We start from the raw sequence: 25,383 nt of genomic DNA, 5'->3' as shown, positions 1-25,383 counted from the left end.
TTTTACCCCGGTAAGTTACCTCATACTTTAACCAAAGCAGATATTGTTCATTGGAGAACTGAAGTCTTGCTTAAGATAAAAGCGGTAACATGGAATAATTATTGCCGTCATTTAAAGAGCCTTTACAACTTTGCGATCGAACAAAATTTCATAAATATTAAAGATAATCCATTTAAAAAAATGATGGTTCGAGAAGATAAGGCACCAAGAAAAGTTTTAGATGATGTAATTTTTAAGAAAATAGATTTACTTTTTCAAAATGAAGAGAATTTACCGGCACGCTTACAACCTAAATGGTTTATTTTATGCTTAATTAATGTTTTGAAATATACGGGAATTCGTCGTGCTCAACTTGTAAAATTGAGGGTAAAAGATATTTCTTTATCAAGGAAAATGATTTGCATACCGTCACATATAAATAAGAGCCATAAATATCACGAAATACCAATTCCCCAAATACTTTTCAGCGATTTTCAGAGAATAGCCTATGAATTAAAGAAAAAGGGGGATAATGATGATGCACAGTTTTTTAATGTAAATCGTTTTTCAACAACGAATTACCGCCAAGGTAAAGAAATGAGTAATCATCAGCTATCTCATATTTTCAATGTGTTATCTAAAGTGGTTCATTGCAAAATATCACCTCACCGTTTTAGACATACTCTGGCGACAAAATTAATTAAGAATAAAACGAGTATTTATGATGTAAAACGAATATTAGGGCATTCTGATTTGAAAGTGACGATGAGTTATATTGAAGAAGACCCCGAGGATCTACGCTCAGCTTTAGATTCAGTGTACTAAAAATAAAGCCTTTACAAGCAATATAAAAAGCGTAGAATTGGATCCGTTAGTAGTACTGTTTTGCTACTAACGGATCTTTTTTTATTTCATCGTGCAAATTTGATGAGAAGTCATTGTACGGTAATTTTTTGAAAAAATAAGGTAAAGGATTTAAAATCCCTCGCCTTTCGAGGCGTGCCAGTTCAAGTCTGGCTTCGGGCACCATTTTATAGAATGTAAATTTTATAAAAAACTCCTTTAAAATCCTATACTTGGGTCGTTAGCTCAGTCGGTAGAGCAGCGGACTTTTAATCCGTTGGTCGAAGGTTCGAATCCTTCACGACCCACCAGTATCGAATTTCTAAGAGCTGTGCATTTTAAGTCAGTAGCTTGTGACCTTTTGTTATCTAAACTCCTATTCATTAATAATAGGTAGGCGATAACGTATTATCAAATTGATTAGAACTATTCTGCGCTGTTCGCGATATTTGGCAAATGATGATTCACCTCACTCTACAAATCACGGTTTATTAATTCAGTTGTTTATATTTCTCCCTCATTCATAAATATCTTCGTTATATTGGTGCGATAAATCGTTTCAGATTGCTGAGATGCGCCCAAAAGCACAAATATTGTGCATTTATTAAATAAAAAGGCAAATTGCAATCAAGCCTGATTTCTGATAAAAGGTGCGGTTGTTTTTCATCGTATTTTTCATTCGTAAAGGAACATTCTATGGCAGAAGAAACGATTTTCAGTAAAATTATTCGTAAAGAAATTCCCGCAAATATTGTTTATCAAGATGAGCTGGTCACCGCATTCCGTGATATTGCACCGCAAGCGAAAACCCATATTTTAATTATTCCAAACAAACTTATTCCAACGGCGAATGATGTCACAGAACAAGATGAGATTTCACTTGGGCGTTTATTTACCGTGGCGGCAAAACTCGCCAAGCAGGAAGGCATTGCCGAAGACGGTTATCGTTTAATCGTAAATTGTAATAAACACGGTGGACAGGAAGTTTTTCATCTTCATATGCACCTTGTTGGTGGCGAATCACTTGGTAAAATGTTGGATAAATAATGAAAAAATCACTGATCTTTTTAGCGGCTTTGGTGTTGGCGGCTTGTTCGGCTTCCAACCCTAATTTGGTTCATACCGATACCCCCATTTTGAATATCACTGCGGAACTTGCGCCACGTATTGAGGCAAAAGCAGGATCAAATTCAGCGTGGGTGAAGAATAAAAGTACGCAGCCATTGAACGTGAATTACCACCTTTTTTGGTACGATGCTCAAGGGGTAACCCAAGTCTGGGAACAGCAACGTGAAAGTGTATCAGGCAATTTCCGCTTACAGCCGCAAGAACAAAAAGCGATTGAATTAATCAAGCCAACCCCGGAAAGCACAAACTACCGTCTTTATTTGCAATAATTATGTCAACATTATTAATTGATCTTGAAAGTTACGAACTGACCCAAGAAGAAGTTGAATTGCTGGCACATCCTTTGGTTGCCGGTTTAATTTTATTTACACGTAATTTTTACGATCGTGAACAAATTCAAGCTCTTGTAAAATCCATACGCGAACGGGTGAAAAAGCCGTTGCTCATTACGGTAGATCAAGAAGGAGGGCGGGTGCAACGCTTTCGTGAAGGTTTTACCCAATTACCGGCAATGCAGGCTTTTGCTGCACTGTCGTCAGATGTTATCCAACAGCAAAATTGGGCGTATGAAGCCGGTTGGCAAATGGCGGCGGAAATGACCGCACTTGATATTGATTTGAGTTTTGCGCCTGTTTTGGATCTTGGTCATCAATGTCGTGCTATTGGTGATCGCAGTTTTGCCGATGAAGTGCAAAGTGCGGTCAATTTAGCCGGTTTTTTTATTGATGGTATGCACCAAGCAGGAATGGCGACAACAGGTAAGCATTTTCCGGGGCATGGACACGTACTGGCAGATTCCCATTTGGAAACCCCTTACGATGAACGTTCTCCGTCAGAAATCTTCAATAAAGATATTCAGCCTTTCCAACAATTAATCAAACAACAAAAATTAGATGCCATTATGCCGGCACACGTGATTTACACACAATGCGACAGCCAGCCGGCAAGCGGTTCGACATATTGGTTAAAACATATTCTGCGTGAACGGTTAAATTTTAACGGGGCAATTTTTTCTGATGATCTCGGAATGAAAGGGGCGGGATTTATGGGCGATTTTGTGGCTCGTAGCGAAAAAGCATTGAATGCAGGCTGCGATTTATTGCTGCTTTGTAATGAACGCAAGGGCGTGATTCAAGTTTTGGATCAATTAAAACTCAATGAATCCCAAACACAGTTTCAGCAACGCCAAGCCCGTCTGAATGGTTTATTCAAGAAAAAATCATTGAGCTGGTCGGAACTGACCAAAACATCACGTTGGTTGGAAAATCATAAAAAATTGACCGCACTTCAACAAGAATGGTTGGCAATCAAAGTATGATTTCTTGTCATCATTATCAATCGGGGAATTGCCGTTCCTGCCGGTGGCTTGAAATGCCTTATGAACGGCAACTTGATGAAAAAATTTCTCACCTTAAAACACAACTTTTAGGCTTAGACTGTGATGACTTAATTTGGCTGCCGCCTTTCCCCTCTCCTCAAATGCATTTTCGCAATAAAGCCAAAATGGTCGTAAGTGGTGCGGTGGAACGTCCTATTTTAGGCATTTTGAAGAATCCGAATGACCCACAAAGTGCCGTAGATTTATGCGATTGCCCTCTTTATCCGGCGCATTTTCAGGCTATTTTTCCCCTTCTCAAAGATTTTATCGGGCGGGCAGGACTTGTTCCTTACAACATCGCCAAACAAAAAGGTGAATTAAAATATATCTTGCTCACAGAAAGCGTGGCGACAGGCAAGTTAATGCTTCGTTTTGTGTTGAGATCGGAAAATAAATTACCGCTGATTCGCCGTGAATTGAACGGATTATTAGCAAGATTACCGCAACTGGCGGTGGTGAGCGTGAATTTACAGCCCCAACACGCTGCAATTTTAGAAGGGAAAACCGAAATTTTTTTGACCGAGCAACAATTTTTGCCGGAAAATTTTAATGGCGTGCCGTTATTTATTCGCCCACAAGGCTTTTTTCAAACCAACCCGAGAGTCGCCTCAAGATTATATGAAACTGCTCAACAATGGATAAAAGATCGCCCAATCACATCACTTTGGGATCTTTTCTGTGGCGTGGGTGGCTTTGGTTTGCACTGTGCGAAAGCATTGCAAGAAAAACAGCCTCAGCCCATTGAACTCACAGGCATTGAAATTTCCCCTTCTGCAATTTTAGCCGCCACCACCTCGGCACAAGAATTAGGATTGAAAAATGTGACATTTCAATCTTTAGATGCCGTCAATTTCGCTTTAAATCAAAATGAAAGCAAACCAGATCTCGTGATTGTTAATCCACCGCGCCGCGGTATCGGCAAGCCATTGAGTGAATTTCTCAATGAAATGCAACCGCACTTTATCCTGTATTCCAGTTGCAATGCGGTATCTATGGGCAAAGATTTACAGCTTTTGACCCACTATAAACCAACGAAAATTCAACTTTTCGATATGTTCCCTCACACTGCACATTATGAGGTGTTGGTGTTGTTGGAACTCATTTCTTATTAATTGATTACTTTCATTTATCCTCTTCCTCCTGGTTCTTCATTGAGAATTTACTTTTCATTTTGAAATAAATTTGTTTTAAAATGAAATGTTTTTCTATTTTTGAGATCTTGATCACAGTTTTAATTTTCAAAATAAAATAATATTCCTTTCAATGATTAGTTGTTAGATCAGAAACAAAACATAAAACTTTCATTTTGGGAGAAAACTTATGGAATTTATTACACATGGTGCAGAATGGTTTATTGGCTTGTTCCAGAAAGGTGGTGAGGTTTTTGTCGGCATGGTGACAGGAATTTTACCATTATTAATTTCATTATTAGTGGTGATGAATGCTCTTATTAAACTAATTGGGCAGGAACGCATCGAGAAATTAGCACAGCGAAGTGCCGGAAATCCAATTTCACGTTATCTGATTTTACCTGTATTCGGTACATTCGTATTTTGTAACCCAATGACGCTGAGTTTGGGAAAATTTTTACCTGAACGCTATAAACCGAGTTATTACGCTGCCGCTTCTTATAGTTGCCACTCAATGAATGGTTTATTCCCACATATTAACCCGGGCGAGTTGTTTGTGTATTTAGGTATTGCCAGCGGATTAACAACTTTAGGTTTACCTTTAGCGCCATTAGCGGTGAGCTATTTGTTAGTTGGTATGTTTACCAATTTCTTTCGTGGTTGGATTACGGATTTTACTACAGCTGTTTTTGAGAAACGGATGGGAATTAAATTAGAACGTGAAGTACACCTATAAGGAGTAACAATATATGACAAAAGCACTTTATATTGAAAAAGGCAACAGTGGCTGGGGTGGACCTTTGACTATTCCGGTTGTGGCAGATAAAAAAATTCTATATATGACCGCAGGAACAAGACCAAGCATTGTTGATCGTTTAATTGAGTTGACCGGTTGGGAGGCTGTTGACGGTTTTAAAGAGGGTGAGCCGGAAAGCAACGAAATTGGTATCGCCATTATTGATTGTGGTGGTGTACTACGCTGTGGATTGTACCCTAAACGGCGGATTCCTACGATTAATATTCATGCAACCGGAAAGTCAGGACCGCTTGCAGAATATATTCTGGAAGATATTTATGTATCCGCTGTAAAGGAAAATAATATTACTTTAATTGATGCCGAATTATCACAAGAAGCTTCAGAAGATATTGATAATAATCAAACCATTGCATTTAAAAATTATGACAGTACGAAGAAAATCACTGAACAAAGCGATGGTTTGCTCGCAAAAATAGGGATGGGGATGGGCGCTGTCGTAGCTATTTTCTTCCAAGCTGGACGCGATACGATTGATACGGTGTTGAAAACAATTCTACCGTTTATGGCATTTGTTTCTGCATTGATTGGGATCATTATTGCTTCGGGGTTGGGGGATTGGATTGCGCATGGTTTAACACCGTTAGCAAATAGTCCGATAGGTTTGGTGACATTGGCATTGATTTGTTCTTTTCCATTTTTATCACCATTCCTTGGGCCGGGAGCTGTTATCGCACAGGTTATCGGCACGTTAGTTGGTGTACAAATTGGATTAGGAAATATTCCGCCACATTTGGCATTACCGGCATTGTTTGCCATTAATGCGCAAGCTGCCTGTGATTTTATTCCGGTTGGTTTGTCTTTAGCGGAAGCTAAGCAGGATACGGTTCGGGTTGGTGTGCCATCAGTATTGGTTAGCCGCTTTTTGACAGGCGCTCCAACCGTATTAATTGCTTGGTTTGTATCGGCATATATTTATTAACGAATTAATAAAGAGCGGTATGTGCCGCTCTCTAAAAAAAGGATTTTAAATGACAATTATTTATCAAACTCAATTTACCAAGATTGGTAAATTTGCCCGTGAAGCACTTATGGAAAATATGTTAATTACCTTTAAACAAGGTGCGCCGGTCGATTTAGAGGACTATTGCTTTATTCATTCTCACGGTGAATTACAAACTAATATTGAATTAGGCGATATATTACAAATTGATGATAAAAACTTTCAAATTACAGCAATTGGTCAAGTCGCAAATATTAATTTGAAAGAACTTGGGCATGTTACTTGGCGTTTTGATGGGGCTGAAGTGGCGGAATACCCAGGAACAATTCATGTAAAAGGTAATATTCCAATGGATATTGCAGAAAATAGTATTTTAAGCATTATTAAAAATTAAGGAGTCATAATATGAATTCAAAAGTAGCCATTGTTGTTGGTGGTGGACAAACCTTAGGCGCTTTTTTATGTGCAGGATTAGCTGAAAATGGTTACCGGGTGGCGGTTGCGGATTTAAACGGAGAAAATGCACAAAAAACTGCAGAGGATATTAATCGAAAATTAGGGAAATCAGTCGCGCAAGGTTTTCAGGTTGATGCAACAAATGAAGCGAGTGTTATTGCGTTAGCAAATAACGTTGATCAGGCTTTTGGACGTAGCGATTTATTGGTTTATAGTGCAGGCGTTGCTAAGGCTGCACCAATTACTGAGTTTGGCTTACGAGATTTTGAATTTTCAGTGCAGGTTAATTTAACCGGCTATTTTCTATGCGCCAGAGAATTTGCCAAATTAATGGTTCGTGACGGTATTAAGGGAAGAATTATCCAAATTAATTCTAAATCCGGCAAGGTAGGCAGCAAGCATAATTCTGGATATAGTGCGGCAAAATTTGGTGGCGTTGGTTTAACGCAATCATTAGCATTAGATTTGGCAGATAAGGGGATTACCGTACATTCTTTAATGCTGGGTAATTTACTTAAATCACCAATGTTTCAATCGCTTATTCCTCAATATGCACAAAAATTAGGCATTTCCCCTGAAGAAGTGGAACAGGTTTATATTGATAAAGTACCATTAAAACGAGGTTGTGATTATCAAGATGTATTGAATGTTTTATTGTTTTATGCCAGTGAACAGGCTGCCTATTGTACGGGACAATCAATAAATATTACCGGAGGACAGGTGATGTTTTAGATTTTCTTTTCTTGATTGGATAAGAATATTCTAAAAATTGTTTAAATTATCAACCGGCTTGCTATTTTTTATATCAAGTCGGTAGTTCAGGTTATAAGGAATCCATTCATATATCTATTTTTAAAGTGCGGTCATTTTAGAGAGGGGTTATTGGTTTACATAAATTGCAGTATGATAAATTTTGCTATAAATGTTTTATTCCGCTCAAAATAAATTCTAAAATATGAGATAATCTTATGGAAAATGTAACTAATTCGCTTATTTTAATTGCTATTATTGCTTGGGTTTTGCAAATCTTACTCGGTTGGCGACAAATTTCCCAATTTAATAAAGCGTTTTCGTTACTATGTCAGCAAGGGAATGTGGGAGTAGGTCGTTCTAAGGGACGATTCAAGCCCAAAGTCGTCATTGCCGTCGCGTTTGATCAAAATTGTTGTGTCGTAAATTCGTTTATAATAAAAGGGTTAAGTGTTTTTTCTACGCCTCAAACGATTACTTCATTACAAGGATTATTGCATAGTGAAATTATTCCGGCGCAGATTTTTCCGCATAGTAAAGCATCACAAGACGCGCTAGAGGAAGCAATCCGTTTGCAATAGTCGTGACTATTACGGATGTTTTATGAAACCAAAAGAAAGACAACTTGCGATCTTAGATTATTTACAAACCAATGGTAAAACTACAGTAGATACCTTGGCACAGTTTTTTGCTACGACGGGTACGACTATTCGTAAAGATTTAACTATACTGGAGAACGAGCAAAAAGTTTTACGCACTTACGGTAGCGTCATACTGGTCGGTAATGAAAAAGAAGATGACGAATTACCGATGGCGAATAAAACTCATATCAATTTGGAACAAAAACGTAAGATTGCCAAAATGGCAGTCAGTTTGTTAAAAGATGGTGACTCGGTAATTATTGATTCGGGCAGTACCGTCTTACAAATGATTCCATTATTGGGAAAACTGGATAACTTAACCATTATGACCAACAGTCTGCACATCATTAATAGTTTGGTAAGTTTAGAAAATAATTATGAATTATTAATGTGTGGGGGAACTTATCGGGCAAGATCGGCTTCTTTTCACGGTGTTTTGGCTGAGTCCACTTTTGAAAAATTTAATTTTGATAAATTATTTATCGGTACTGATGGGTTTGATTTAGAACTGGGGTTGACTACATTTAATGAAGTACACGGAGTGAGTCAAGCAATGACGGGGGCTGCTCGGGAGATTATTGTTCTGGCAGACTCTTCAAAATTTGGACGACGTAGCCCGAATGTGGTGTGTCCGTTAGATAAAATTGATGTAGTAATAACGGATAATGGGCTGGATAAACAAATTCATCAGGCTTTATTAGAAAAGAATATTCAAGTACTTATTGCCGAGTAATTAAATAAATTCAGTCCGAGCCGGGTTCGGACTGATTAAAATTTTCTTGATTACGTAAATATCCTTCCTTTTATTTAGAAAGCTGCTCGATCAGATTACTCAATCCTTCTTCGTCATAACCTTCTTCGTATTGGGCTTCATCGGCGGTGAAATTGTGAAGGCGGTGTCCGGCGATACAGCCGTATTTTTCCAATTTTCCTTTGGTGAAATTGGTGCGGTATTGGGAAGAGCTGTTATTGAGGCTAATTACACCAATGGTTGAATTTCGGCAAGGATGTTTATTGATAAACACAAGGTTATAGCCCGATTCGCGGATATAACCGGTTTTATTAATTGCCGCATCAAATACTTCTTCACGCACCAGTTTGTTGGTGTTTTTCACAAAAACATTACGTGATCCGGCTTGAATGTAAGCGGCAGGCATATTGGAAAGCGTCTGGATTTGTGGTTTATTCATCGAATATTTCGCCAGTTTTACTAAATCCATTACGCTTGAAATATTGCTTTCCGATAGACCGGAACTATCGGTGAAACGTGTTGAACGCATACCTAATGCTCGAGCCTTTTCATTCATTTTTTGAATAAATTGCAAACGGCTCATTCCCGCCGAACGGGAAAGGGCGTGTGCCGCATAATTGTCGGAATTAACCAGCATTGCTTTCAATAATTCATTGCAGGAAATGGGCGTATATTTAGGTAATTTTGTATGTGTGCCTTTAATGTAATCATAATCATCATCGGTGATGGAGGCGGTGCAGCGAGGATTTTTGTTATTTTCCAAAAACACATTTGCGGTCATTAATTTGGTGACAGAGGCAATGGGTTGAACGTGGTGAGGGGCGTGACTTTCCAACACTTTATCACGGGTGAAATCGTAAACTACATAGGATTGTGCCATCGCTAAAGTCGGGATAAAAAATAAAATTGGAAAGCATTTTTTTAACATAACAAACACCGATAAATAAAATGGGCGCGTATTTTACCGCACTTTTGGGTTAAATAGATTGTATTTTTGTGATGAGATACGTAAAAAGTGCGGTCAAAAATGCGTTTGTTTTGGGAAATCTGCTAGCTTATCCACCGACAAATCTGTAAAATCGCCACTCATTTTTATTCAGGCTTTTTGTTGTGGTGCTTTTTGTTGTAGCCGTGCCGCAATTTCCATCGCCGTAATGTGTAGCAACGAGGCTTTATGTTAGAACAAACCGAACCGAAAAAAATCAATTTAATGGATTTAACCCGCCAACAGATGCGTGAATTTTTTCAAGAGCTGGGTGAAAAGCCCTTTCGAGCGGATCAATTAGTGAAATGGATTTATCATTTTGGCGAAGATAATTTCGACAATATGACCAACATCAATAAAAAATTGCGGGAAAAATTAAAAGCGGTAGCGGAAATTAAAGCCCCTGAAGTGGCGGTGGAACAACGTTCTGCCGATGGCACAATAAAATGGGCAATGCAAGTGGGCGAACAGCAGGTCGAAACCGTCTATATTCCGGAAGCTGATCGTGCAACCTTATGCGTTTCTTCCCAAGTGGGATGTGCTTTGGCTTGTACTTTTTGTTCCACTGCTCAACAAGGTTTTAACCGTAACTTGACGGTATCGGAAATTATAGGGCAGGTATGGCGGGCTTCAAAAATTATCGGTAATTTTGGCGTGACCGGTATCCGTCCAATTACCAATGTGGTGATGATGGGAATGGGTGAACCCTTATTAAATGTGGCTAACGTTGTGCCGGCGATGGAAATTATGTTGGATGATTTTGCCTATGGCTTATCCAAACGCCGCGTCACCCTTTCAACTTCCGGTGTCGTGCCGGCGTTGGATAATTTAAGCAAAATGATTGATGTGGCATTGGCGATTTCCTTGCACGCACCAAACGATGAATTGCGCGATGAAATTGTACCGATTAACAAAAAATACAATATTAAAAGTTTGATTGATTCGGTGAACCGTTATTTAAGCGTTTCCAACGCAAACCACGGAAAAGTGACGATTGAATATGTGATGCTTGATCACGTTAATGATGAGGTGGAACACGCCCATCAGCTTGCAGAAGTATTAAAAAATACCCCTTGTAAAATAAATTTGATTCCGTGGAATCCGTTCCCACAAGCACCTTATGCGAAAAGCTCCAATAGTCGTATTGATCGCTTCCAAAAAACATTGATGGAATATGGTTTTACCGTGATTGTACGTAAAACCCGTGGTGATGATATTGATGCCGCTTGCGGACAGCTCGCCGGCGATGTGATTGACCGCACCAAACGTACGGCAATGAAACGCCAATTCGGACAAAATATTGGCATTACACAAGTAAATTAGTGATTGGGAGGAAAAATGAAACCTTTCTTTATTCGATATTTAAGTGCGGTCATTTTTCCTCTTATTTTTTCAGCCTGCGTGTCGCAATCGCCACCCGCCGATTTTAATAAACGGCAGGCGGCAAAAGCGCGGGTGGAATTGGCACTGGGTTATTTGCAACAAAATAATCTGCCTCAAGCCAAACAAAATCTGGATAAAGCCTTAGAACACGATAAAAATTACTATTTTGTTCATTCCGCCTTTGCCTATTTTTATCAATTACAAGGTGAAGTGAATGGCGCACGGGAATCCTACCTTCAAGCCATAAAACTCGATGATAAACAAGGTGATACCTATAATAATTTCGGCACATTTTTATGCGGGCAAGGGCAGTTTGAACAAGCCTTTCAAGCTTTTGAACGGGCCTTGTCTTCACCGCATTATTATCGACAAGCAGATACCTATGAAAATATGGCGCTTTGCGCACAGGCTTCCAATCAAAAGGATGTTTATCAACAAGCGATCAATAAATTGCGGCAAATTGATCAAGCTCGCGCGGAAAAACTGAATCAAATCAAATAAAACGTTGCCAAAATGGGCTTGGGACTTTAAAATTCAGCCCTTAATTGTAGCCCATAACCGTAAGATCTTATGAATATGCAAGCCAAACAAATTGAAGAACAACCCGAAGCGGTGCTGACGCTTGGTGAAAAATTTCGTCAGGCACGTGAAGCACTTAATCTCTCCCTTGAAGATGTGTCTAAGCAAATTGCTTTACGCCCTATCATTTTAGCCCAAATCGAAAATAACGAATTTATCCAAAAAAATATTCCGGCAACCTTTATGAAAGGTTATGTGCGTAACTATGGCAAGTTTTTACGTTTACCCGAAAGTTTATGGGCTGATTTGGCTTTTGGCGAGGTAGAAAAAAACGATCTTGCCAAAACCGCTCGCACGACACGTTCTGTTAATCGATATGCTTCCCATAGTCGTTGGGTGGGGTATTTAACCGCTTTGGTGCTTTTGGTTGCCTTGAGTATGACAGGCTTGTGGTGGTGGCAAAACTATCAAAAATCCAATGAAGAACGTGATAGCTTGGTGCAAAACTATGTTTCCGGTTCGGAAAGTACGACCGCAACGGAAAATACTTCTTCTCAGTCTGTTGAAATTCCGGCGGTTCAATCGGTGTCAACCTCAACACCGGCAGTGGACATTGTGGCGACAACACCAACTTCAACAAATAATGAAAATGTGGCAGAGGTGAAAGAAACTGAAAATGTGCCACAAACTCAGCCTGAAATAGTCGAAAATCCATTACCAAAATCAGCAACATTTACCGAGCCTGAAAGCAAAACTACAGAAAGTGAACCGCCGCTTGCCGACACGCAAAGTGCGGTTGAAAATCCGAGTATTTCTCTTGCTCCGCCTGCCGTACAGGGTGATTTAATCGTCGAAGTGTTAAAAAATACCAGTTGGCTAAGCGTGAAAGATCAAAATCGTAAAGTGCTTGCACAAAAAGAATATAAACAGGGCGAAGTGCTTACTTTTAATGGAAATGAATTTTCCTTGATCGTGGGGGCGCCGGGTAACGTTCGCATTACTTATAAAGGGGAAAATTATCCGTTAAAAGTGGATGGACGCGTGGCAAAATTCAAACTTTCACAACCTTAATAGAGGACGATATGTCAGCTTTTCAACCGACAATTAAGCGTCGTGAATCGACCAAAATTTATGTAGGTAATGTGCCGATTGGTGGCGATGCGCCTATCGCCGTACAGTCTATGACCAATACCCGCACTACGGATGTTGAAGCAACCGTTGCACAAATTAAATCTTTAGAACGTGTTGGAGCGGATATTGTGCGTGTTTCCGTGCCGACAATGGAGGCGGCAGAAGCCTTTAAAGTGATTAAACAGCAAGTGAATGTTCCCCTTGTGGCGGATATTCATTTTGATTATCGCATAGCCCTTAAAGTGGCGGAATATGGTGTGGATTGTCTGCGAATTAATCCGGGCAATATTGGACGTGAAGATCGTATTCGTGCCGTAGTGGATTGTGCCAAAGACAAAAATATCCCTATTCGTATTGGCGTGAATGCGGGTTCTTTAGAAAAAGATCTGCAAGAAAAATATGGCGAACCCACCCCGCAAGCCTTGTTGGAATCGGCATTACGCCACGTAGAGATTTTAGATCGCCTTAATTTCGATCAGTTTAAGGTGAGTGTTAAAGCCTCCGATGTGTTTTTAGCCGTTGAATCTTACCGCTTACTTGCGAAAGCCATTAAACAGCCATTGCATTTAGGCATTACGGAAGCCGGTGGGGCGCGTGCAGGGGCGGTAAAATCGGCAATTGGTTTGGGAATGTTACTTGCCGAGGGGATTGGCGATACGTTGCGGGTTTCCCTTGCGGCAGATCCGGTGGAAGAAATCAAAGTCGGGTTTGATATTTTAAAATCGCTCCGTATCCGTTCCCGCGGTATCAATTTTATTGCCTGCCCAACCTGTTCCCGTCAGGAATTTGACGTTATCGGCACGGTAAATGCGTTAGAACAACGCCTTGAAGACATTATTACACCAATGGATGTTTCCATTATTGGTTGTGTCGTCAATGGGCCGGGGGAAGCCTTGATTTCCGATTTAGGGGTAACCGGTGGGAACAAAAAAAGCGGTTACTATGTTGATGGCGAACGCCAAAAAGAACGTTTTGACAACGAAGATATTATTAATCAATTAGAAGCGAAGATCCGTGCGAAAGTCGCACTGCAAGATCCGAAAAATCGCATTATTTAAGGAAAACGCGTGGCAAAAACAATTCAAGCAATTCGTGGTATGAACGATTGCTCACCAACAGAATCCCCATTATGGCAATGGGTTGAAGGGCAAGTGCGTGCCGTATTGGGTAGCTATGGCTATTCCGAAGTGCGTATGCCGATTGTGGAAAGTACCCCATTATTTGCGCGGGCAATAGGGGAGGTTACCGATGTGGTATCAAAAGAAATGTACACCTTTTGGGATAATGATGAGCAATTAACCCTTCGTCCGGAAGGCACGGCAGGTTGTGTGCGTGCAGCGATTGAGCACGGTTGGATTTACAATAATGAACAACGTTTATGGTATATGGGGCCGATGTTCCGTCACGAACGCCCACAAAAAGGGCGTTATCGCCAATTCCACCAAGCCGGCGTAGAAGTGTTCGGCATTGCCAATCCGGAAATTGATGCAGAATTAATTATTTTGACCGCCCGTCTTTGGAAAGCCTTAGGCATTGATAAAGATGTTTCTTTGCAACTCAATTCGATCGGCTCATTAGAAGCGCGGGCAAACTATCGTGCCGCCTTGGTAGCTTTCTTAGAAAATCATCAAGATTTAATGAGTGATGAAGAAAAAGAACGCTTAGTGAAAAATCCGTTACGGATTTTAGATAGCAAAAATCAAGCATTGCAAAAAGTGTTAGACGGTGCGCCTAAATTACTTGATTATTTAGATGATGAAAGTCGTGAGCATTTTACGCAATTATGTTCATTATTGGATGCGGTAGGTATTCAATATGAAATTAATCCAAAGCTCGTGCGTGGATTGGATTATTACAATAAAACCGTGTTTGAGTGGGTGACTTCTGCACTTGGTGCGCAAGGCACAGTGTGTGGTGGTGGACGTTATGATGGCTTGGTTGAACAGCTTGGCGGTCATCCTACTCCAAGTGTTGGGTTTGCGATGGGGCTGGAACGTTTGGTTCTTTTGGTGCAAGAAGTAAATGCAAATGTGCCGGTGAAAAGTGCGGTTGATATTTATGTTGTTTATCAAGGTGAAGGCACAACATTGGCGGCATTCCAACTGGCAGAAAAACTACGCTCGGAATTACCGCACTTACGCACAATGTTGCATTGTTCGGGCGGTAACTTTAAAAAACAATTTAAACGTGCGGATAAATCCGGTGCAGTCTTGGCGTTAGTGATTGGTGAAAGTGAAGTTCAAAATAACCAAATCGTTGTTAAACATTTAAATGGCGGTGTGGAACAGCAAACACTTGATAACACATTAGTGATTGATTATATTCGTGCGCAATTTTAGTCAGTAAAAGGAAAGTAAAATGGCATATTCCATTGAAGAAGAACAAGAGATTAATCAGTTAAAAGATTGGTGGAAGGAAAACGGCAAAACCATCATTGTTGCTTTTATTTTAGGTGTTGGCGGTATGTTTGGTTGGCGTTATTGGCAGGCGCACCAAGCCAATCAAATTGCAGAGGCTTCTGCCGGCTATGATGCGTTGATTTATGCTGCCGAGCAGGATCCCTCAGCACAAAAGGCAAAATTAACAGAGTTTGCGCAAGCTAACAGCAAAACTACTTATGCGGTATTTGCGTTGTTTGATGAAGCTAAAAATGCAGTCGCCAAACAAGATTTTGCTGCGGCGGAAGCTGCGTTACAGCAGGCATTGAATCAATCTCAAGATGAGGTTTTAACATCACTTGCCGCATTGCGTTTAGGGGCGGTACAGTTCCAACTAGGACAATTAGATGGTGCATTAACGACCCTTAACCAAGTCAAAACCGCAAGTTTTGCTGCGCGCAAAGCGTTATTAATTGGCGATATTCAATTGGCAAAAGGCGATAACACGGCGGCAAAAAATAGTTTTGAACAGGTACTTCAAACAGGTAGTCCGCTAGAACAACAAGCGGCTCAAATGAAACTGAATAATCTTTAATGAGAAACGCCCAAATGGGCGTTTATTTTTATGCGGTCATTATTTCCTCCCCCTATTCTGTGTTTTTGTATTGGCATAGGAATGTATTTTTTGCCATTAATGGTGTCTTACCCTCGTTATCCTTTTCTTATTTTGGCTTGTGTGTTGTGTGAGGGATTTCTTGCTATAACAAGTAGTTGGCAATTTTATCGGCATAAAACAACGATTGATCCACAACAATTAAACAAAACAACCGTTCTTGTTACTTCCGGTATTTTTCGGGTTACCCGTAACCCAATGTATTTGAGCTTATTGATTGGCTTGATAGCGTGGGCATTATGGTTAGGAAATTTAGCGGCTTGGATTGGCGTCGTGACTTTTATTTTTCTTATAAATCGTGTTCAAATTGCTCAGGAAGAAAGGTATTTGGAAGAAAAATTTGGTGAAGATTATCGCCGTTATAAAATCAACGTGAGGCGTTGGATATAAAAATGCGGCCAAAATTGACCGCACTTTTGCATATTTTCAATATTTTGTATCAAATACAAAATCAACATAACCTAAAGAATAAGAATGCGATACTTCGCGTCCTTATTCAAAATTTACGTGATTTCAATGATTATTTTGCACAGTTGCAATCAGTGTTTTTCTTTTCAAAACGTTCTGCAACGTAATCCCAGTTAACCACATTCCAGAACTCTTTAATGTAGTCCGGACGGCGGTTTTGGAATTTCAAGTAGTAAGCGTGTTCCCAAACGTCTAAACCTAATAGTGGGAAACCTTCACAACCAGCCACATCTTTACCCATTAATGGATTGTCTTGGTTGGCGGTGGAAACAACCGCTAATTTTCCTTCTTTGGTTAATACTAACCACGCCCAACCGGAACCAAAACGGGTTGCCGCCGCTTTTTCAAACTCGGCTTGGAATGCTTCAACAGAGCCGAAATCACGTACGATCGCGTCTTTTAATGCACCTTGTAAGGTTGTGCCTTTTTTCAGTGATTTCCAAAATAAGCTATGATTGGCGTGACCGCCGGCGTTGTTGCGTAATACACCGCGTTTATCAGCCGGTAGTTTGTCAAGATTTGCAACCAATTGACCCGGACACATTTCTAAAAATTCAGGTGCCAGACCTTCTAATGCCGCATTTGCGTTGTTTACATAAGCCTGATGATGTTTGCTATGGTGGATTTCCATCGTTTGTGCATCAAAGTGCGGTTCTAATGCGTCATAAGCGTAGCCTAATTCAGGGAGAGTGTAAGCCATAATTCGTTCCTTTTTATTAAGATGAGTTTTCGTTTGACTATTTTGACTAAATGGATTTTAAGCGAATAAAATCCCGTCAAAAAGTGTGTGGATGGTAGCAGAAAATTTGATTTAGATCATTAAATGTTTTTATTTTGTTAGCCTTCTGTCTTTTGGCAAAGATTGTTTTAAATCAATAAAACCTATAATCTACACCTAAAGAGTTATTTGTTTTACCTGTCAAAATCTCGTCAAATTTTTCCCTTGTGATAGAATACCGCCATTTTTCGTACGATAATTTTTCTATGTTTACTCCCCACACCCTATCCATTCAAAATCTAGCCTGCCGCCGTGGTGAACAGACACTTTTTCGTGGCTTATCGCACGATTTTAACTGCGGTGATTTTGTGCAAATCGAAGGGCATAACGGTATTGGCAAAACCAGTTTACTCCGCATTTTGGCAGGCTTGGCGCAACCTTTGGAAGGGCTTGTGCAGTGGGATGGGGAGGCGATTTCTAAACAGCGCGAAATTTACCAGCAAAATTTACTTTATTTGGGACATCTTGCCGGCGTAAAACCCGAACTCACCGCTTGGGAGAATTTGCAATTTTATCAACGTATTAGCCAAGCAAATCAAGGGGATGAAGTGCTTTGGGCGGTGCTGGAAAAAGTGGGATTGTTAGGGCGGGAAGATTTGCCTGCCGCACAGCTTTCAGCGGGACAGCAACGGCGGATTGGATTGGCACGTTTATGGCTTTCTCGTGCTGCATTGTGGATTTTGGATGAACCCTTTACAGCGATTGATAAAAAAGGAATCGAAATTTTGACCGCACTTTTCGAGCGTCAGATTAAAGAGGGAGGAATCGTCCTTTTAACCAGTCATCAAGATGTGCCGAGTAAAGCATTGCAAAAACTGAATTTGGCCCACTATAAAGCTAATGATCACGGGGAATAGATGATGATTTTCCTTGAAATTATTAAACGGGAATTGCAAATTGCAATGCGTAAACGGGCTGAAATTTTAAATCCGTTATGGTTTTTTTTGATTGTCATTACACTATTTCCTTTAGTAATAGGGCCTGATCCAATATTACTTTCACGCATTGCACCGGGAATTGCGTGGGTGGCGGCATTACTTTCTGCTTTGCTTTCTTTTGAACGCTTATTCCGTGATGATTTTATTGATGGCTCGCTTGAGCAGTTAATGCTCACCGCGCAACCGCTTGCCTTAACCGCATTGGCGAAAGTGGTGGCACATTGGTTTTTAACCGGCTTACCGCTGATTTTGCTTTCTCCCATTGCCGCACTTTTGCTTTCTCTCGAAGTTAAAATCTGGTGGGCATTAGTGCTAACGTTGTTATTAGGAACGCCCGTATTAAGTTGCATTGGTGCAATTGGCGTGGCTTTAACCGTGGGCTTGCGTAAGGGAGGCGTGTTGCTAAGTTTGCTTGTCGTGCCTTTGTTTATTCCTGTGCTGATTTTTGCCTCGTCCGTGTTAGAAGCGGCTAATTTAAATGTGCCTTATCACGGACAACTGGCTATTTTAGGGGCAATGATGGTGGGGGCGATCACGCTTTCCCCCTTTGCGGTAGCGGCAGCATTGCGAATTAGTTTGGATAATTGATCAGAATGAATTGCAAAAAGTGCGGTCATTTTTCTTTTAATTTTTAAGGATCTTTTTATGTGGAAGTGGTTACATCCCTATGCAAAAGCGGAAACCCAATACCGAATTTGCGGAAAGTTGAGTCCGTGGTTTGCATTTCTCAGTTTATTGTTGCTTGGCGTTGGCATTGTATGGGGCTTGGCGTTTGCACCGGCGGACTATCAGCAAGGCAATAGTTTCCGAATTATGTATGTACACGTACCGGCGGCAATTTGGTCGATGGGCGTGTATGGCTCAATGGCTGTGGCAGCCCTTGTGGCGTTAGTCTGGCAAATTAAGCAGGCACATTTGGCGATGATTGCAATGGCACCCATTGGCGCATTATTTACCTTTTTAGCCCTTGTCACCGGTGCAATTTGGGGTAAACCAATGTGGGGGACTTGGTGGGTATGGGATGCCCGATTAACCGCAGAATTAATTTTGTTTTTCTTATATCTTGGCATTCTTGCCCTGTATTCTGCTTTTTCAGATCGCTCAACAGGGGCGAAAGCCGCAGGTATTTTATGTCTTACCACCGTGGTGATTTTACCTATCATCCACTTCTCGGTGGAATGGTGGAACACCCTTCACCAAGGGACAAGTATTACCAAATTTGAAAAACCGTCTATCGCAACGCCAATGCTTATCCCACTGATTTTGTGTATTTTCGGATTTTTAACACTCTATATTTGGTTCACTTTGGTGCGTTATCGGGTGGAGCTGTTGAAAGAAGAAATAAAACGCCCTTGGGTAAAAGCCTTGGCGGAAGCAGTTAAGTAATGAGATAAAAAAGGAAATAATGATGTTTTTCCAAACGTGGAATGATTTTTTCAATATGGGGGGCTATGGCTTTTATGTGTGGCTCGCCTACAGCATTAGTTTTATCGCTATTATTGCACTTGCGGTGCAAAGTGTGAAACAACGTAAGACTGTATTACGAAATGTATTACGCGAGGCACAACGTGAAGCCCGTCTGCAACAAGCCCATCGGTCTAATAAGGAGACAACACTATGAATCCAAGACGTAAATCAAGACTTAAACTTATTGTTTTTGTGGTGCTTGGTATTGCCATTGCAAGTGGGCTAATGTTGTATGCGTTACGCCAAAATATTGATTTGTTCTACACGCCATCGGAAGTGATTATGGGGAAAGACAATAATCCGAATCAAAAACCGGAAGTCGGACAACGTATTCGTGTTGGTGGAATGGTGGTGGAAGGAACGGTAGAACGTGATCCGAAAAGCCTAAAAGTGCGGTTCGATTTGAATGATATTGGGCCGGCAATTACGGTGGAATATGAAGGTATTTTGCCGGATCTTTTCCGTGAAGGACAGGGCATTGTGGCACAAGGTGTGCTGACTGCCCCCACCGTATTGACGGCAACCGAAGTGTTGGCGAAACACGATGAAAATTATGTGCCGCCGGAATTAGGTGAAAAAATGCAAAAAGTGCATAAACCAATGGGATTGAATGCGGAAGATTTAACCGGTGAAAGCAACCGTGATCGCCAAGAAAAACAAGAAGGCGGGCAATGATTGCAGAATTAGGAAATTACGCCCTCGCCTTGAGTTTGGCTGTCTCATTAATGTTGGCTATTTTTCCCTTATGGGGGGCGGAAAAAGGAAACACACAGTTGATGGCATTGGCACGACCAATGACCTACGGCTTGTTCATCACACTCACCATTGCTTTTGTGGCACTATTTTATTTGTTCGCCATCAATGATTTTAGCGTGCAATATGTGGTGAACAATTCCAACAGTACGCTGCCAATTTATTATCGCCTCTCTGCCGTTTGGGGATCGCACGAAGGCTCATTATTACTTTGGATTTGGTTGCTTACTTTATGGTCGGCGGCGGTCGCTTTATTGAGTAAACACTTACCGCAAGAAGCGGTGGCTCGTGTGCTTGGTATAATGGGGATCATAAGCGTTGGATTTGTGCTGTTTGTTTTATTCACGTCCAACCCTTTCACCCGTACATTTCCCAATTTTCCTGTGGATGGGAAAGAGCTAAACCCAATGTTGCAAGATGTGGGATTAATCTTTCATCCTCCATTACTTTATATGGGCTATGTGGGATTTTCTGTCGCTTTTGCCTTTGCCATCGCCTCTTTAATGACTGGAAAACTGGATTCCGCTTGGGCGCGTTGGTCTCGTCCTTGGACACTTGCGGCTTGGGTATTTTTAACCCTTGGGATCGTGCTTGGTTCTTGGTGGGCGTATTATGAACTCGGCTGGGGCGGCTGGTGGTTTTGGGATCCGGTAGAAAATTCTTCCTTTATGCCTTGGCTGGCGGGAACGGCATTAATCCATTCTCTTTCCGTTACGGAAAAACGCGGTTCATTTAAGGCTTGGACGGTACTTCTTGCTATTTTGGCTTTCTCACTTTGTTTACTGGGGACATTTTTAGTGCGTTCGGGCATTTTGGTGTCGGTTCACGCTTTTGCTTCTGATCCAACCCGAGGATTATATATTCTCGCTTATTTGGTGGTAGTGATTGGCGGATCACTTGCACTTTATGCTTATAAAGGCAGCCAAATTCGTTCACGGGATAATGCGGAACGGTATTCCCGCGAAAGTATGTTGTTATTAAATAATATCTTATTAATGACCGCACTTTGTGCGGTGTTTTTAGGCACATTGTTACCGCTTGTTCATAAACAACTGGGATTGGGATCAATTTCCATTGGCGCACCATTCTTTGATCAAATGTTTTTGATCATAATGACGCCATTCGCTCTCTTGCTTGGTATCGGGCCATTGGTGAAATGGCGGCGGGATCAGTTTTCCGCCATTCGCACACCGGTGATCGTGAGCCTGATTGTAATGGCGATTGCCGGTTTTGCCTTGCCTTATTTCCTGCAGGATAAGATTACGGTGAGTGCCGTCTTGGGTTCAATGATGGCGATCATTATCGTTTTATTGGCTCTTTATGAATTGCAACAACGTGCCACTCATCGGGAAGCCTTTTTCGTTGGCATACGCAAACTTTCCCGTTCCCATTGGGGAATGTTGGCTGCCCATTTAGGGGTTGCAATGACGGTATGGGGGATTGCCTTTAGTCAAAATTTCAGCGTAGAACGTGATGTGAGAATGAAAGTTGGGGAGAGTGCCAATATTGGTCGGTATGATTTCAAATTTGTTGGGGTGAGTGATGCCAACGGCCCGAACTATATGGGGGGGAAGGCACAAATTGATATTACGAAAGAGGGCAAACCGGAAGCGGTGTTATTTGCCGAAAAGCGTTTTTATACCGTAAGTCGTATGTCAATGACAGAAGCCGCAATTAATGGTGGTTTAACCCGTGATCTTTATGTGGCGCTCGGTGAAAAACTGGATGATGATTCTTGGGCGTTGCGTTTGTACTATAAACCCTTTATCCGCTGGATTTGGATTGGCGGATTGTTTATGGCATTAGGCGGATTATTGTGTATGTTTGATCGCCGTTATCGGTTTAATGCTTTATTGAAAAAATAAATGCAAAGTGCGTGAAATTTGTTTCACGTATTCTTTGGGTTCTGTGGGGGGGATTTTTATTCTCATAGCCCACAACGGTTGTAAAGTGCGGTAAAAAATGAAAAAGAAATTACTCATTCCTCTTGTTCTCTTTTTGGCGGTTACGATTGCGTTTCTTGTGCAACTGAATCGTAATGCGCAAGGTGAAGATATCAAAGCCTTGGAATCGGCGTTGGTGGGAAAACCCATACCAATAAAAAATTTAGCGGATCTTTTTGAAAATAAACCCTACGGTAATGAATTATTTCAACAAGGTAAACCAATCCTGTTAAATGTTTGGGCGACTTGGTGTCCCACTTGTTATGCAGAACATCAATATCTCAACAAACTTGCACAGCAGGGTGTGATCATCATTGGTTTAAATTATAAAGATGATGGTGCAAAAGCCGTGAAATGGTTGAAGGATTTGGGCAATCCCTATCAAGTGGTGCTAAAAGATGAAAAAGGCACGTTAGGGCTGGATCTCGGCGTGTACGGCGCACCGGAAACTTTTATTGTGGATGGAAACGGTATCATTCATTATCGTTTGGCGGGGGATGTGAATGAAAAAGTGTGGACACAAACCTTGAAACCCATTTATGACAAATTGGCGGAGCAGGCAAAATGAAAAAATTAATCGTTTTTTTGACCGCACTTTTATTTGGTTCGGTGGCATTTTCCGCTATTGATGCGTTAAATTTTAGTTCGCCGCAACAAGAAAATGACTATCATCAACTCACGCAATCTTTGCGTTGTCCGCAATGTCAAAATAATAATATTGCGGATTCCAATGCCACTACTGCTGTCGATATGCGTAACAAGGTGTTTGAATTATTACAGGAAGGCAAATCAAAAAATGATGTGGTGGCGTATATGGTGGCGCGCTATGGCAATTTTGTTACCTATGATCCGCCGGTAACCGCTGCAACCGCTATTTTATGGCTCGCCCCATTTCTATTGGTGGTTGGTGGTGTGATTTTCTTACTAAAACGAAAAGCAAAAGGGCAAAGTGCGGTCAAATTTGATGAGGTTTTGACGAAAGAAGATCACGCACGTTTGACGGCATTATTAAATCAAAAGGATAAATAGATGAGTTTTGTATTAAGTTTAGCCGCAATCACTTTGCTCGTGGCACTAATTTGTTTTTATCCCTTATTACGCCAAGTGAAAGAAAAAGAAGGACAACAACGTGATGAATTAAACAAAGCCTTATATTTTTCCCGTTTGCAAGAAATTGAACAGGATGAGGCGCAAGGACTCGTGGAAAATGTTTCTCAGCTCAAACAAGAGTTACAAAAAACGCTTTTAGATGATGTACCTCAACAGAAACAACATACCTTTCAACCCGAAAGATCTTACGGCAAAATTTGGTTTGCTTCCGGTGTGCTTGCTTTAGGTATTATTGCCGGCACGGCTTATTTTATGGTGGGATCTTGGCAGGCAGAAGCAATGCTTGAGCAAACTTATGCTAAGTTGCCCTATTTTTATGAACGAATGAAAGAGGAAGACACAAAGCCACTCTCGGAAGCGGAAATGCAACAATTTTCTACCGCACTTCGTATTGATTTACAGAAAAATCCAACGGATGCGAAAAAATGGTGGTTATTAGGGCAACTTGGAATGAATTTAGGTGATGCCCGTTTAGCTTTCGAGAGTTATCAAAAAGCCAATAAATTTGAGCCTGAAAATTCACAATACAAACTTGGGTATGCACGGGTTTTAATGTTTTCGGAAGATACAACCGACAAGCTAAAAGGGAGTGATTTATTACGTGAAGTCATTCGTAAAGATCACACTAATATTGAAGCCTTGAGTTTATTGGCATTTCGTTATTTTGAAACGGAAGATTACAAAATGGCGGCAGTGACTTGGGCGATGATGTTACGCTTAATGCCGAAAGATGATGAGCGTATTCCATTGATAGAAAAAAGTATTCGTGCCGCACGTGATGCATTAGAAATTCAACAACAAGAGAAATCAAAAAGTATTACACCTGAGAAAAATTAGCACTTAATCTTATGGTATTGGTTGTAGGCACACAAAAACGTGAGGAATGTCACGCTTGGGTTCCTTAATATTAACGTATTAAAATTGTTTAATTATTTTGTAAACTTATTGGTGGATATTTATCCTTTAAAAGGGGATAGTTTTAAAACTAAGTGACTTATCCGGCAAATAATAATATGATTCTTAAACCTATTCGGATTTGATGATTTACCTCAAATAGGGTACATTCTTTTTTAAATGAGCGGTAGCGACTTAAAAAATCGATCAAATTGTTGATGATAAGAAGGATAATTATGCAATGAATCATCGTAAAAAAATAAATACTTATATCTTGTTTTTTTCAACGTCGTCTATTTTTTCTTTTTCAACTTTTGTCAATGCGACAAATCAACCTGTTAATGAAACGGGAAGTGATGTGAGTTTAACTCTTTATGTTGATGGTGCGACTCAACGATCTTCAGGGATGCATTCTTCAGAAAAAGACACGAAAAAACTGGCGCACAGTATTGAATTTGAAGTCTATACAATGAATGAAGAGTCGTCTTCCCATTCTGTTTATGTTTCACCGGCCGGGATATGTAAAGGTTTTGAAGGTGATTATGGCGTAGATTTCACGAATACCACCAATAACTATGTAAATCGTGGCGATAATAGTCAGTATTATGGTGGAATTACCGGCGCTTCTCTTTACCAAAAAGATGATGCCAAAAATGTGCAATATGTGCCTGTTTATGTCATTAGGGATGCTCAGTTGGAAAAAGAAATTCGTGAGCGTGAGGGCAAACAAACCAAACAGGTAGCGAGAAGTAACATTAGCACGGGTGAGGAATTTTTAGATAAAACAATTTGTAATACAGGTGGAAAATGAAAAAATTATTAATATGCCTTCCGGCTCTCTTTCTGGTGGCTTGTAGTTCACCACAAGTTCAACAGGACAGCGGTGTTTATGATATGAAAGCGGTGCAGGAATATCGGGCTAAAGTGCTAAGTGGAAATACGGTAAGTGCAGCACAAAAAGAAAGAACGGCAAAAGAAATTGATGAGCCAATGCAGATGAATGTAAGCGATAGCCGTCCTAAAACACACTATCAACGTACGCCAATAGCCATTGTGCCGAGCATAGGATTGGGTTATTACCACGGTTATCATCACCACCACCATCATTGGTAAAATACAAAATAGCGATCGCTTGATCGCTATTTTTTCG

Annotated in this window: 31 protein-coding genes and 1 tRNA gene; 30 read left to right on the top strand and 2 right to left on the bottom strand. The window is 40.7% G+C overall.

The annotated features are described in order from the left end of the window. Positions 1–66 precede the first annotated feature (66 nt). The 12 genes from BKL49_RS02590 (at position 67) to srlR (ending at position 8,795) form a co-directional block, all read left to right on the top strand. Positions 67–804, top strand: a complete 738-nt coding sequence (locus BKL49_RS02590; RefSeq protein ID WP_077423076.1) for a tyrosine-type recombinase/integrase — start codon at positions 67–69, stop codon at positions 802–804. A gap of 253 nt (positions 805–1,057) precedes the next feature. Further along, positions 1,058–1,133: transfer RNA gene (locus BKL49_RS02585), tRNA-Lys, on the top strand. 385 nt (positions 1,134–1,518) lie between these two features. Next, positions 1,519–1,869, top strand: coding sequence for a purine nucleoside phosphoramidase (gene hinT / locus BKL49_RS02580; protein WP_077423075.1), 351 nt, complete (start codon positions 1,519–1,521; stop codon positions 1,867–1,869). Next, positions 1,869–2,219 carry a YcfL family putative periplasmic lipoprotein gene (locus BKL49_RS02575; RefSeq protein WP_077423074.1) on the top strand — a complete coding sequence of 117 codons (351 nt, stop codon included), beginning with the start codon at positions 1,869–1,871 and terminating at the stop codon, positions 2,217–2,219. The genes hinT and BKL49_RS02575 overlap by 1 nt, the downstream gene beginning before the upstream one ends. Before the next feature lie 2 nt (positions 2,220–2,221). Continuing rightward, positions 2,222–3,268, top strand: coding sequence for a beta-N-acetylhexosaminidase (gene nagZ / locus BKL49_RS02570; RefSeq protein ID WP_077423073.1), 1,047 nt, complete (start codon positions 2,222–2,224; stop codon positions 3,266–3,268). Next, positions 3,265–4,440 (top strand): 23S rRNA (uracil(747)-C(5))-methyltransferase RlmC, encoded by a 1,176-nt coding sequence (gene rlmC / locus BKL49_RS02565; RefSeq protein WP_077423177.1) that lies wholly within the window; start codon positions 3,265–3,267, stop codon positions 4,438–4,440. Before nagZ ends, rlmC begins: the two co-directional genes overlap by 4 nt. A 208-nt stretch (positions 4,441–4,648) precedes the next feature. Beyond that, a complete protein-coding gene (gene srlA, locus BKL49_RS02560; RefSeq protein ID WP_077423072.1) occupies positions 4,649–5,194 on the top strand; it encodes a PTS glucitol/sorbitol transporter subunit IIC in 546 nt (181 codons plus the stop codon). A gap of 13 nt (positions 5,195–5,207) precedes the next feature. Continuing rightward, positions 5,208–6,194: a PTS glucitol/sorbitol transporter subunit IIB gene (srlE, locus tag BKL49_RS02555; RefSeq protein ID WP_077423071.1), complete on the top strand. Its 987-nt coding sequence runs from the start codon at positions 5,208–5,210 to the stop codon at positions 6,192–6,194. A gap of 49 nt (positions 6,195–6,243) precedes the next feature. After that, a complete protein-coding gene (gene srlB, locus BKL49_RS02550; protein WP_077423070.1) occupies positions 6,244–6,609 on the top strand; it encodes a PTS glucitol/sorbitol transporter subunit IIA in 366 nt (121 codons plus the stop codon). An 11-nt stretch (positions 6,610–6,620) separates the two neighbouring features. Beyond that, complete coding sequence (gene srlD / locus BKL49_RS02545) at positions 6,621–7,403, top strand: sorbitol-6-phosphate dehydrogenase (RefSeq protein WP_077423069.1); 783 nt, start codon at positions 6,621–6,623, stop codon at positions 7,401–7,403. 236 nt (positions 7,404–7,639) lie between these two features. Beyond that, the gene (gutM, locus tag BKL49_RS02540; RefSeq protein ID WP_077423068.1) at positions 7,640–8,002 is read left to right on the top strand and encodes a transcriptional regulator GutM; all 363 of its coding nucleotides are present in this window, start codon (positions 7,640–7,642) and stop codon (positions 8,000–8,002) included. 22 nt (positions 8,003–8,024) lie between these two features. Next, a complete protein-coding gene (srlR, locus tag BKL49_RS02535) occupies positions 8,025–8,795 on the top strand; it encodes a glucitol operon DNA-binding transcriptional repressor SrlR (RefSeq protein ID WP_077423067.1) in 771 nt (256 codons plus the stop codon). Positions 8,796–8,865: 70 nt separating this feature from the next. Here the strand turns inward: srlR and BKL49_RS02530 are convergent, their stop codons facing one another. After that, positions 8,866–9,741 carry a D-alanyl-D-alanine carboxypeptidase family protein gene (locus BKL49_RS02530; protein ID WP_077423066.1) on the bottom strand — a complete coding sequence of 292 codons (876 nt, stop codon included), beginning with the start codon at positions 9,739–9,741 and terminating at the stop codon, positions 8,866–8,868. Between the two features lie 246 nt (positions 9,742–9,987). Here BKL49_RS02530 and rlmN point away from each other — a divergent pair, with 246 nt between their 5' ends. The 7 genes from rlmN (at position 9,988) to BKL49_RS02495 (ending at position 16,272) form a co-directional block, all read left to right on the top strand. Beyond that, the gene (rlmN, locus tag BKL49_RS02525; protein ID WP_077423065.1) at positions 9,988–11,121 is read left to right on the top strand and encodes a dual-specificity RNA methyltransferase RlmN; all 1,134 of its coding nucleotides are present in this window, start codon (positions 9,988–9,990) and stop codon (positions 11,119–11,121) included. Positions 11,122–11,136: 15 nt separating this feature from the next. After that, positions 11,137–11,682, top strand: coding sequence for a type IV pilus biogenesis/stability protein PilW (pilW, locus tag BKL49_RS02520; RefSeq protein ID WP_077423064.1), 546 nt, complete (start codon positions 11,137–11,139; stop codon positions 11,680–11,682). Positions 11,683–11,772: 90 nt separating this feature from the next. After that, a complete protein-coding gene (locus tag BKL49_RS02515) occupies positions 11,773–12,771 on the top strand; it encodes a RodZ domain-containing protein (protein WP_425271862.1) in 999 nt (332 codons plus the stop codon). Positions 12,772–12,782: 11 nt separating this feature from the next. Beyond that, positions 12,783–13,889 carry a flavodoxin-dependent (E)-4-hydroxy-3-methylbut-2-enyl-diphosphate synthase gene (gene ispG / locus BKL49_RS02510; protein WP_077423062.1) on the top strand — a complete coding sequence of 369 codons (1,107 nt, stop codon included), beginning with the start codon at positions 12,783–12,785 and terminating at the stop codon, positions 13,887–13,889. A 9-nt stretch (positions 13,890–13,898) separates the two neighbouring features. Next, a complete protein-coding gene (gene hisS, locus BKL49_RS02505) occupies positions 13,899–15,170 on the top strand; it encodes a histidine--tRNA ligase (protein WP_077423061.1) in 1,272 nt (423 codons plus the stop codon). 19 nt (positions 15,171–15,189) lie between these two features. After that, positions 15,190–15,804 (top strand): YfgM family protein, encoded by a 615-nt coding sequence (locus BKL49_RS02500; protein WP_077423060.1) that lies wholly within the window; start codon positions 15,190–15,192, stop codon positions 15,802–15,804. An 81-nt stretch (positions 15,805–15,885) separates the two neighbouring features. Next, on the top strand, positions 15,886–16,272 hold the full coding sequence (locus tag BKL49_RS02495) for a methyltransferase family protein (protein ID WP_425271861.1): 387 nt from the start codon (positions 15,886–15,888) through the stop codon (positions 16,270–16,272). A gap of 130 nt (positions 16,273–16,402) precedes the next feature. Here BKL49_RS02495 and sodA read toward each other — a convergent pair whose 3' ends face one another. Next, positions 16,403–17,050, bottom strand: coding sequence for a superoxide dismutase [Mn] (gene sodA, locus BKL49_RS02490; protein WP_077423058.1), 648 nt, complete (start codon positions 17,048–17,050; stop codon positions 16,403–16,405). A 284-nt stretch (positions 17,051–17,334) separates the two neighbouring features. Between sodA and ccmA the strand changes: the two genes are divergently transcribed. The 11 genes from ccmA to BKL49_RS02435 all read left to right on the top strand — a co-directional run bounded on the left by ccmA (position 17,335) and on the right by BKL49_RS02435 (position 25,346). Further along, complete coding sequence (gene ccmA, locus BKL49_RS02485) at positions 17,335–17,985, top strand: cytochrome c biogenesis heme-transporting ATPase CcmA (protein WP_077423057.1); 651 nt, start codon at positions 17,335–17,337, stop codon at positions 17,983–17,985. 3 nt (positions 17,986–17,988) lie between these two features. Continuing rightward, positions 17,989–18,654, top strand: coding sequence for a heme exporter protein CcmB (gene ccmB / locus BKL49_RS02480; RefSeq protein ID WP_077423176.1), 666 nt, complete (start codon positions 17,989–17,991; stop codon positions 18,652–18,654). Positions 18,655–18,711: 57 nt separating this feature from the next. Further along, the gene (locus BKL49_RS02475; RefSeq protein ID WP_077423056.1) at positions 18,712–19,452 is read left to right on the top strand and encodes a heme ABC transporter permease; all 741 of its coding nucleotides are present in this window, start codon (positions 18,712–18,714) and stop codon (positions 19,450–19,452) included. A 22-nt stretch (positions 19,453–19,474) separates the two neighbouring features. Further along, a complete protein-coding gene (ccmD, locus tag BKL49_RS02470) occupies positions 19,475–19,687 on the top strand; it encodes a heme exporter protein CcmD (RefSeq protein ID WP_077423055.1) in 213 nt (70 codons plus the stop codon). Further along, positions 19,684–20,208 (top strand): cytochrome c maturation protein CcmE, encoded by a 525-nt coding sequence (ccmE, locus tag BKL49_RS02465; protein WP_077423054.1) that lies wholly within the window; start codon positions 19,684–19,686, stop codon positions 20,206–20,208. The genes ccmD and ccmE overlap by 4 nt, the downstream gene beginning before the upstream one ends. Further along, on the top strand, positions 20,205–22,151 hold the full coding sequence (locus BKL49_RS02460; protein WP_077423053.1) for a heme lyase CcmF/NrfE family subunit: 1,947 nt from the start codon (positions 20,205–20,207) through the stop codon (positions 22,149–22,151). The genes ccmE and BKL49_RS02460 overlap by 4 nt, the downstream gene beginning before the upstream one ends. A gap of 97 nt (positions 22,152–22,248) precedes the next feature. After that, entirely contained in the window at positions 22,249–22,797 is a 549-nt protein-coding gene (locus BKL49_RS02455; RefSeq protein ID WP_077423052.1) for a DsbE family thiol:disulfide interchange protein, read from the top strand. Next, positions 22,794–23,258, top strand: coding sequence for a cytochrome c-type biogenesis protein (locus BKL49_RS02450; protein WP_077423051.1), 465 nt, complete (start codon positions 22,794–22,796; stop codon positions 23,256–23,258). Before BKL49_RS02455 ends, BKL49_RS02450 begins: the two co-directional genes overlap by 4 nt. Further along, complete coding sequence (ccmI, locus tag BKL49_RS02445) at positions 23,259–24,176, top strand: c-type cytochrome biogenesis protein CcmI (protein ID WP_077423050.1); 918 nt, start codon at positions 23,259–23,261, stop codon at positions 24,174–24,176. 298 nt (positions 24,177–24,474) lie between these two features. Continuing rightward, complete coding sequence (locus BKL49_RS02440; RefSeq protein ID WP_077423049.1) at positions 24,475–25,044, top strand: DUF8095 domain-containing protein; 570 nt, start codon at positions 24,475–24,477, stop codon at positions 25,042–25,044. Further along, positions 25,041–25,346, top strand: coding sequence for a hypothetical protein (locus BKL49_RS02435; protein WP_077423048.1), 306 nt, complete (start codon positions 25,041–25,043; stop codon positions 25,344–25,346). The genes BKL49_RS02440 and BKL49_RS02435 overlap by 4 nt, the downstream gene beginning before the upstream one ends. Positions 25,347–25,383 lie beyond the last annotated feature (37 nt).

The sequence above is a fragment of the Rodentibacter myodis genome (genome assembly GCF_001999305.1).
GTDB classification, from domain to species: domain Bacteria; phylum Pseudomonadota; class Gammaproteobacteria; order Enterobacterales; family Pasteurellaceae; genus Rodentibacter; species Rodentibacter myodis.
The sequence above is the reverse complement of the archived record's forward strand: the minus strand, read 5'-3'. Positions and strand labels throughout refer to the sequence as shown.

What these genes read in the sequence shown, in the direction of transcription:
- hinT (WP_077423075.1), top strand. Translation starts at nt 1,519, where the DNA reads ATGGCAGAAGAAACGATTTTCAGTAAAATTATTCGTAAAGAAATTCCC.
- BKL49_RS02575 (WP_077423074.1), top strand. Translation starts at nt 1,869, where the DNA reads ATGAAAAAATCACTGATCTTTTTAGCGGCTTTGGTGTTGGCGGCTTGT.
- nagZ (WP_077423073.1), top strand. Translation starts at nt 2,222, where the DNA reads ATGTCAACATTATTAATTGATCTTGAAAGTTACGAACTGACCCAAGAA.
- rlmC (WP_077423177.1), top strand. Translation starts at nt 3,265, where the DNA reads ATGATTTCTTGTCATCATTATCAATCGGGGAATTGCCGTTCCTGCCGG.
- srlA (WP_077423072.1), top strand. Translation starts at nt 4,649, where the DNA reads ATGGAATTTATTACACATGGTGCAGAATGGTTTATTGGCTTGTTCCAG.
- srlE (WP_077423071.1), top strand. Translation starts at nt 5,208, where the DNA reads ATGACAAAAGCACTTTATATTGAAAAAGGCAACAGTGGCTGGGGTGGA.
- srlB (WP_077423070.1), top strand. Translation starts at nt 6,244, where the DNA reads ATGACAATTATTTATCAAACTCAATTTACCAAGATTGGTAAATTTGCC.
- srlD (WP_077423069.1), top strand. Translation starts at nt 6,621, where the DNA reads ATGAATTCAAAAGTAGCCATTGTTGTTGGTGGTGGACAAACCTTAGGC.
- gutM (WP_077423068.1), top strand. Translation starts at nt 7,640, where the DNA reads ATGGAAAATGTAACTAATTCGCTTATTTTAATTGCTATTATTGCTTGG.
- srlR (WP_077423067.1), top strand. Translation starts at nt 8,025, where the DNA reads ATGAAACCAAAAGAAAGACAACTTGCGATCTTAGATTATTTACAAACC.
- BKL49_RS02530 (WP_077423066.1), bottom strand. Translation starts at nt 9,741, where the DNA reads ATGTTAAAAAAATGCTTTCCAATTTTATTTTTTATCCCGACTTTAGCG.
- rlmN (WP_077423065.1), top strand. Translation starts at nt 9,988, where the DNA reads ATGTTAGAACAAACCGAACCGAAAAAAATCAATTTAATGGATTTAACC.
- pilW (WP_077423064.1), top strand. Translation starts at nt 11,137, where the DNA reads ATGAAACCTTTCTTTATTCGATATTTAAGTGCGGTCATTTTTCCTCTT.
- ispG (WP_077423062.1), top strand. Translation starts at nt 12,783, where the DNA reads ATGTCAGCTTTTCAACCGACAATTAAGCGTCGTGAATCGACCAAAATT.
- BKL49_RS02500 (WP_077423060.1), top strand. Translation starts at nt 15,190, where the DNA reads ATGGCATATTCCATTGAAGAAGAACAAGAGATTAATCAGTTAAAAGAT.
- BKL49_RS02495 (WP_425271861.1), top strand. Translation starts at nt 15,886, where the DNA reads ATGTATTTTTTGCCATTAATGGTGTCTTACCCTCGTTATCCTTTTCTT.
- sodA (WP_077423058.1), bottom strand. Translation starts at nt 17,050, where the DNA reads ATGGCTTACACTCTCCCTGAATTAGGCTACGCTTATGACGCATTAGAA.
- ccmA (WP_077423057.1), top strand. Translation starts at nt 17,335, where the DNA reads ATGTTTACTCCCCACACCCTATCCATTCAAAATCTAGCCTGCCGCCGT.
- ccmB (WP_077423176.1), top strand. Translation starts at nt 17,989, where the DNA reads ATGATTTTCCTTGAAATTATTAAACGGGAATTGCAAATTGCAATGCGT.
- BKL49_RS02475 (WP_077423056.1), top strand. Translation starts at nt 18,712, where the DNA reads ATGTGGAAGTGGTTACATCCCTATGCAAAAGCGGAAACCCAATACCGA.
- ccmD (WP_077423055.1), top strand. Translation starts at nt 19,475, where the DNA reads ATGTTTTTCCAAACGTGGAATGATTTTTTCAATATGGGGGGCTATGGC.
- ccmE (WP_077423054.1), top strand. Translation starts at nt 19,684, where the DNA reads ATGAATCCAAGACGTAAATCAAGACTTAAACTTATTGTTTTTGTGGTG.
- BKL49_RS02460 (WP_077423053.1), top strand. Translation starts at nt 20,205, where the DNA reads ATGATTGCAGAATTAGGAAATTACGCCCTCGCCTTGAGTTTGGCTGTC.
- BKL49_RS02455 (WP_077423052.1), top strand. Translation starts at nt 22,249, where the DNA reads ATGAAAAAGAAATTACTCATTCCTCTTGTTCTCTTTTTGGCGGTTACG.
- BKL49_RS02450 (WP_077423051.1), top strand. Translation starts at nt 22,794, where the DNA reads ATGAAAAAATTAATCGTTTTTTTGACCGCACTTTTATTTGGTTCGGTG.
- ccmI (WP_077423050.1), top strand. Translation starts at nt 23,259, where the DNA reads ATGAGTTTTGTATTAAGTTTAGCCGCAATCACTTTGCTCGTGGCACTA.
- BKL49_RS02440 (WP_077423049.1), top strand. Translation starts at nt 24,475, where the DNA reads ATGAATCATCGTAAAAAAATAAATACTTATATCTTGTTTTTTTCAACG.
- BKL49_RS02435 (WP_077423048.1), top strand. Translation starts at nt 25,041, where the DNA reads ATGAAAAAATTATTAATATGCCTTCCGGCTCTCTTTCTGGTGGCTTGT.